Below are 6054 nucleotides of genomic sequence, written 5' to 3' on the forward strand. Positions count from 1 at the left end.
AACCAATGCCCCCTGCACCAATGATCGCGACGCGCCGACCTACCGCAGCACCGGTCAGAATCGCCTCATAGCCCAGCACATTCGCCGCATCCTGCCCCGCAATCCCCGGATCGCGCGGCGTGACGCCGGTGGCAACCACCACCTCATCAAAGCCCTGCAAATCCGCCACCTCCGCCCGTTGGTTCAACCGCAGCGTTACTCCCGATTGGCCCAGCATATGCGCGAACCAATCGACCAGGCCCCGAAACTCCTCTTTCCCCGGAATGACTTTCGCAAGGTTCAGCAAACCCCCGACTTGCCCCGAGGCTTCAAACAACGTCACGTCATGCCCGCGTTGTGCGGCAATCGTTGCGCAGGTCATCCCCGCGGCGCCCGCCCCCACCACGGCAATGCGTTTGGGTGCGGTGGTGGGAAGGTATTGTAACTCCGTCTCGGCACAGGCACGCGGGTTGACCAGACAGGACGACAGCTTGCCGCTGAAAGTGTGGTCGAGGCAGGCCTGATTGCAAGCGATGCAAGGCGCGATCTCCGCCGTGCGGCCCGCCGCCGCCTTGACCACGAAATCGGGATCGGCAAGGAACGGCCGCGCCATCGACACCATATCCGCTGTGCCGTCTGCCAACAGCGCTTCGGCCACTTCCGGCGTGTTGATGCGGTTGGAAGTAATAACGGGGATGGAGACTTCGGGGCGCAATCGCGCCGTCAGCCAGGTAAACGCGGCACGGGGAACGGATGTTGCAATCGTCGGCACTCGCGCCTCATGCCAACCGATTCCGGTATTGAGAATTGTCGCTCCCGCCGCCTCAATCGCTTTCGCAAGCAGCACAACCTCCTCCCAGGTGGAGCCGTCGGGGATCAAGTCAATCAGACTGATGCGGTAAATCAGAATGAAATCGGTCCCTACCGCTGCACGCACCCGGCGCACCACCTCCACCGCAAGCCGCATCCGGTTGGCATAACTGCCGCCCCAGCGATCATCGCGTTGATTGACATGGCGGACGAGGAACTGGTTGAGCAAATAACCCTCCGACCCCATCACCTCCACGCCGTCATATCCGGCTTCACGGGCGCGGATGGCGGCGGTCACGATGTCGGATATCTGCTTTTCAATCCCCTCTTCATCCAAGGCGCGCGGCACGAAGGGGGAAATGGGGGATTTAATCGCCGAGGCGGAGACGCAATCCTTGCTGTAAGCATAGCGCCCGGCATGCAATATCTGCATCGCGATCCGCCCACCCGCCGCATGAACTGCATCTGTGACACGCCGATGATTGGCAATGTCCTGCGCGGTATAAAGTCCCGCCGCGCCCGGAAAGACACCGCCTTCATTGTTCGGTGCCATTCCCCCGGTCACCATCAGCGCAACGCCGCCGCGCGCCCGCGTCGCATAAAACTCCGCCACTCGGCCCCAATCGCCGGTTTCTTCCAACCCGGTATGCATGGAGCCCATCAGAACCCGGTTGGGCAAGGTCATAAATCCAAGATCAAGAGGGGCCAACAGGTAAGGATAATGCGACATATTCTGAGCCCTCAAATCAATGCAGCATCATCATGCCGCGCGGCGCTTGCACTGTCACCCCATACGCCGCGTCACATCGCCTTGATTTCGTCTTGGTAAAAATACCTCGGGGGGACCGTCGCGTTGCCGCGCAATGCGACTGGCCTGCAAGGCCAGAGTGGGGGGCAGCGCCCCCCGCCCCCGTCAGGTTACAGTTTCCAGACAGTGCCGCCGGAACGCGCGCTTCAGCATGTCGAGTTCGGCGCGCAACAGGTCAATCTCTGCGCGCACGTCGTCTTCCATCGCGACCCCGGTGATGATGGTGAAATGGCCGAGCTTGTCACCCGTCTCAGCATCGCGAATGAGAAAGGTCTGTACGCCTTCGGACAGCAGATCCGCAGGGATCGGCACCCGGACTGACCAATTCCCGGCGCTGTCAGGGATCTCGGCCACGGCCACACCTGTCAGCGGACGCTCCAGATGGATCACCTCGATTCTGGGTGTGCCGTTTGCTCCAGTCAGCACACCTTCCCAGACGCCTGACCGAAGCCGGGTCTTGACCAGTTTGACCTCACTCATCATCGCCCCCTTGTTGCTGCTTGCATCACAGTTCCGCCCTCGGCCGACGAGAGAACGTCAGATCGCGCAGGATGATCTGATTCATCTCCGCTCCTTCAAAGATCAGGTCAACCCACATCCGTTCCACCCGCTTTTCATTGAGCTTTGAATAGGCGAGGTCAAATTCCACCTTCACCTCCTCCTCGTTCAGCGGCAATTCACGCACCACCTGCTCCACATTCGGCCCATATTTGATGTTCAGCCGGGCGAAGATTTCCAAGGGTTTTTCCAGCTCTACAATCGCGTCAAGCCGGATCACATGCGTCAGGCGCAGCCCATCCACCGATTCGGGCGGCAATTCCACCACCAACGACAGGAATGAACCGTCAAACCGGAACACGTCCATCCGCAGGCCGAAAGGTGCCAGATCGGCCTCCCGCGTGTTGCGAATCTGGCGCACCGTCAACTCACTTTGCCGGCAGTCGTGAAAGATGGTGGTGCCATCGCAGATCAGGGTCTTGTTCAGCACGCTGGATAATCCCGGCACCGGAATCGGGCCTTTCCACAACATTGGCCGCCATGCCCAATCGGTTCCCATTGGTTTGCGGATCGCATTGGATCCGATGACCGGCAAGGACAGCCGGTGTTCGGCCAGATGGAGCACCCGGTCCAGATTGCGGCGCAGTGCAAGCGCCTGCGACCGGTAGCGCCGCAGGCTGTCAAGGTCCAGCCCAGTGGCGAAATCACCCAGCCTGCGCCAGCGTCGCAAAAGACTGCGGTGCAGCAGCTTGTCAATGATCCGGTCGCCTTGTTTGGTCATGGCCTGCCTTGAAGTCAGAGCGGTACTGCCGAATGGATTGTTGCCCAATCGGAAACATCCTCATCTATGACGGAAATCCCTTAAGACTCCACCCTCAGCAGGGGTTTCGGCGCAAAATATTCTTTGCTTTGGTGTCAGAGCGTGTTCGCAGCCAGCATCGTGGCGACGAACTGCCCGATCAAACGTCGCTCTGACCCTTCGGGCACCGACTTTCCCTGACGCGCCCGTGCCGATAGCGTTATCAACTGGCCTTTGATCTGCATCAGGGCTCGCCACGACTCGCCCACCTCGCCCGGGCTTTTGCGGCGGACACGCAAGATCACCGCGCCGGGAATATCCTGAACCGCGTGAACCGCAATCTGATCGGTACGATTGCCCGCGCCACGCAGCGCGGCTTTGCCCTCCTCGGTCGCGAAATAAGGTCGCAGGGTGGCGGCACTGAGGTTGATGCCATCGGCACTGCCGGGCGCCCCGATGGTTGCCGAGAGCACCATATCCCCTTGGCCCTTGCAGGGCACAACCGCAACAAATTCCGAACCCGACACCCGCTGCCGTGTGTTGGTCAGGGAACAATAACCCGATGGCCCCACGACGCGCAATCCGGCAAGCGCCAAAGTCTGCCGCGCGTTTCCGTCGCCGGAACCGGGCGCGACGCACCCTGACATCAGCAACGGAAGCAGAAGCGTCTTACTGATCCATGTAAACATGACGCTCCGCCTGCGCGCCCGGATGGGTCACCGCCCCGTAACGCGCACCACCCACCAGCTTTGCAAATTTCCAGATCGCACCGGTTTCATATTCAGTTTTGCGCGGGCCTTTCCAGTTGGCCTTGCGCCCCGCCAGTTCATCATCGCTCAGCGCGACCGAGATTTCACCGCTTACCGCGTCAATGGTGATGACATCGCCGTTTTGCAACAGGGCAATCGGGCCGCCATGCGCCGCCTCCGGGCCGACATGCCCGACGCAGAAACCACGGGTAGCCCCCGAGAAGCGCCCATCGGTGATCAGCGCGACCTTTTTGCCCATGCCTTGACCGGAAAGGGCGGCTGTGGTGGCCAGCATTTCGCGCATACCCGGCCCGCCTGCCGGGCCTTCGTTGCGGATAACCAGAACTTCGCCTTCTTTGTAGGTGCGGGCCTGGACCGCGGCGAAGGCTTCTTCTTCACATTCAAACACGCGGGCCGGGCCGACAAAGCGCTGGTGCTGGGTGGCGATACCCGCGACCTTGACGATGGCACCATCGGGCGCGAGGTTGCCTTTGAGGCCGACAACGCCGCCGGTTTTGGTCAGAGGCGTGGCGGCGGGGTAAATCACGCGGCCATCAGCCTCCCCCGTGATCTTCTCCAGCTCTTCGCCCATAGTGCGGCCAGAGGCAGTGATGCAATCGAGGTGCATAAGCCCGATTTTCGAGAGTTCCTTCATCACCACCGCAACGCCGCCCACTTCATGCAGGTCTTTGGCAACATATTTGCCACCGGGCCGCAGATCGACGAAATACGGCGTGTCGCGCATGATATCGGCGACATCAAACAGATCAAACTCAATACCAGCCTCATGCGCAATCGCCGGAAGATGCAAGGCGGCGTTGGTGGAGCCGCCCGTGCAAGCCACCACACGAGCGGCGTTTTCCAGCGCCTTGCGGGTCACGACATCGCGGGCGCGGATGTTCTTCTCGATCAAGTTCATCACGGCAACGCCCGAGGCCTCACCATATTGGTCGCGCGATTCGTAAGGCGCGGGTGCGCTGGAGGAGTTCATCAGCGCAAGGCCAATCGCCTCCGACACACAAGCCATGGTGTTGGCGGTGTATTGCGCCCCACAAGCGCCGGAGGAGGGGCAAGCCACGCGCTCCATGATCTCCAACTCTGCATCCGACAATGTGCCCGCCTGATGCTGACCGACCGCTTCGAACATATCCTGCACGGTGATATCCTGGCCCTTGTAGCGGCCCGGCAGGATCGACCCGCCGTAAATAAACACCGATGGCACGTTGAGGCGAACCATCGCCATCATCATCCCCGGCAAGGATTTGTCACAGCCCGCGAGGCCAACGAGCGCATCATAGCAATGGCCGCGCATGGTCAGTTCAACCGTGTCGGCAATCGCATCGCGGGAGGCGAGGCTGCTGCGCATGCCTTCATGCCCCATCGCGATTCCGTCGGTGACGGTAATCGTGGTGAATTCTCGCGGGGTGCCGCCGCCTTTTTTGACGCCATGCTTGACGATCTGAGCCTGTCGGTTCAGCGCGATATTGCAAGGGGCGGCCTCATTCCAACAGGTCGCAACGCCAACCCATGGCTGGTGAATCTCCTCCTCCGTAATCCCCATCGCATAGAAATACGACCGATGCGGCGCGCGTTCCGGCCCTTCGGTGACATGGCGGGACGGGAGTTTGGATTTGTCGAAACGCTGGTTGGTCATGGTTGTCCTCCGGGAATTCGCTTGCGCAAATGGATAAGGCGGTGGCGGGGCAGGGGCAAGACGCGATTGCAAGCGGCGCGACTACGGCTTAGGATTTTCGCAACGAAAACGGGGTTACATGGGCGCGATCACTTCACTTGCCGCGTTGGAGAAACTGGGGCGCACCCGGTTGTCACAGCATTTCTACGCGCGGGATTTTCTGTATTCAGAGATTGGAAATTTTCACGCCATCCCCAATTTGCCCGATGACCGCGCCCTGTTCGTCGCAGCAGGGCAGGCATTTTGTCAGGACCTGCTGGATCCCTTGGTGGAAACCTTCGGCCCGATTGCGGTGCGGTCGGCCTATCGGAGCCCAAGCGTCAATGGATTTGGCAACCAGCATGATCTGAAATGCGCGCGCAATGAGGCGAACTATGCCGGTCATATCTGGGACCGGCGTGATGAGGCGGGGCGGATGGGGGCTTGTGTGTCGGTCGTGGTGCCGTGGTTTGCCGATCAGTATAACGTTGGCCGTGACTGGCGGGATCTGGCATGGTGGGTCCATGACCACCTGCCGTATCATGAGATGTGGTTTTTCCCGGTCAATGCCGCATTCAATCTGACATGGCGCGAGGCACCAATGCGCAGTATTTCCTCATATATTGCGCCACGCGGTAAATTACTTTCAGCGGATGGCGAGCCGGGCGAAGGCTTGGCCAAGCGCCGCGCGCGATATGCCGATTTTCCACCGTTTCGGGGCATTGTCTATCCGCCACGG

At 60.6% G+C, this 6054-nt stretch carries 6 protein-coding genes; 1 reads left to right on the forward strand and 5 read right to left on the reverse strand.

The window, feature by feature from the left end:
• The 5 genes from L0H65_RS12940 to ilvD all read right to left on the reverse strand — a co-directional run.
• A partial coding sequence (locus L0H65_RS12940) for an NADPH-dependent 2,4-dienoyl-CoA reductase (RefSeq protein WP_301459466.1) occupies window positions 1-1519 on the reverse strand: 1519 nt, incomplete at its 3' end.
• A gap of 183 nt (window positions 1520-1702) precedes the next feature.
• On the reverse strand, window positions 1703-2077 hold the full coding sequence (locus tag L0H65_RS12945; protein ID WP_301459467.1) for a hypothetical protein: 375 nt from the start codon (window positions 2075-2077) through the stop codon (window positions 1703-1705).
• A 25-nt stretch (window positions 2078-2102) separates the two neighbouring features.
• A complete protein-coding gene (locus tag L0H65_RS12950; RefSeq protein WP_301459468.1) occupies window positions 2103-2876 on the reverse strand; it encodes a DUF6478 family protein in 774 nt (257 codons plus the stop codon).
• A gap of 134 nt (window positions 2877-3010) precedes the next feature.
• Window positions 3011-3583 carry a hypothetical protein gene (locus L0H65_RS12955; protein ID WP_301459469.1) on the reverse strand — a complete coding sequence of 191 codons (573 nt, stop codon included), beginning with the start codon at window positions 3581-3583 and terminating at the stop codon, window positions 3011-3013.
• On the reverse strand, window positions 3564-5297 hold the full coding sequence (gene ilvD / locus L0H65_RS12960; RefSeq protein WP_301459470.1) for a dihydroxy-acid dehydratase: 1734 nt from the start codon (window positions 5295-5297) through the stop codon (window positions 3564-3566). Before ilvD ends, L0H65_RS12955 begins: the two co-directional genes overlap by 20 nt.
• A 118-nt stretch (window positions 5298-5415) precedes the next feature.
• Between ilvD and L0H65_RS12965 the strand changes: the two genes are divergently transcribed.
• A partial coding sequence (locus tag L0H65_RS12965) for a hypothetical protein (RefSeq protein WP_301459471.1) occupies window positions 5416-6054 on the forward strand: 639 nt, incomplete at its 3' end.

This window comes from Pseudorhodobacter sp. (assembly GCF_030452865.1).
Lineage (GTDB): Bacteria > Pseudomonadota > Alphaproteobacteria > Rhodobacterales > Rhodobacteraceae > Pseudorhodobacter.

Bases quoted from the DNA above. Each gene is read 5' to 3' on its own strand.
- L0H65_RS12945 (WP_301459467.1), bottom strand. From the start codon at position 2,077: ATGAGTGAGGTCAAACTGGTCAAGACCCGGCTTCGGTCAGGCGTCTGG.
- L0H65_RS12950 (WP_301459468.1), bottom strand. From the start codon at position 2,876: ATGACCAAACAAGGCGACCGGATCATTGACAAGCTGCTGCACCGCAGT.
- L0H65_RS12955 (WP_301459469.1), bottom strand. From the start codon at position 3,583: ATGTTTACATGGATCAGTAAGACGCTTCTGCTTCCGTTGCTGATGTCA.
- ilvD (WP_301459470.1), bottom strand. From the start codon at position 5,297: ATGACCAACCAGCGTTTCGACAAATCCAAACTCCCGTCCCGCCATGTC.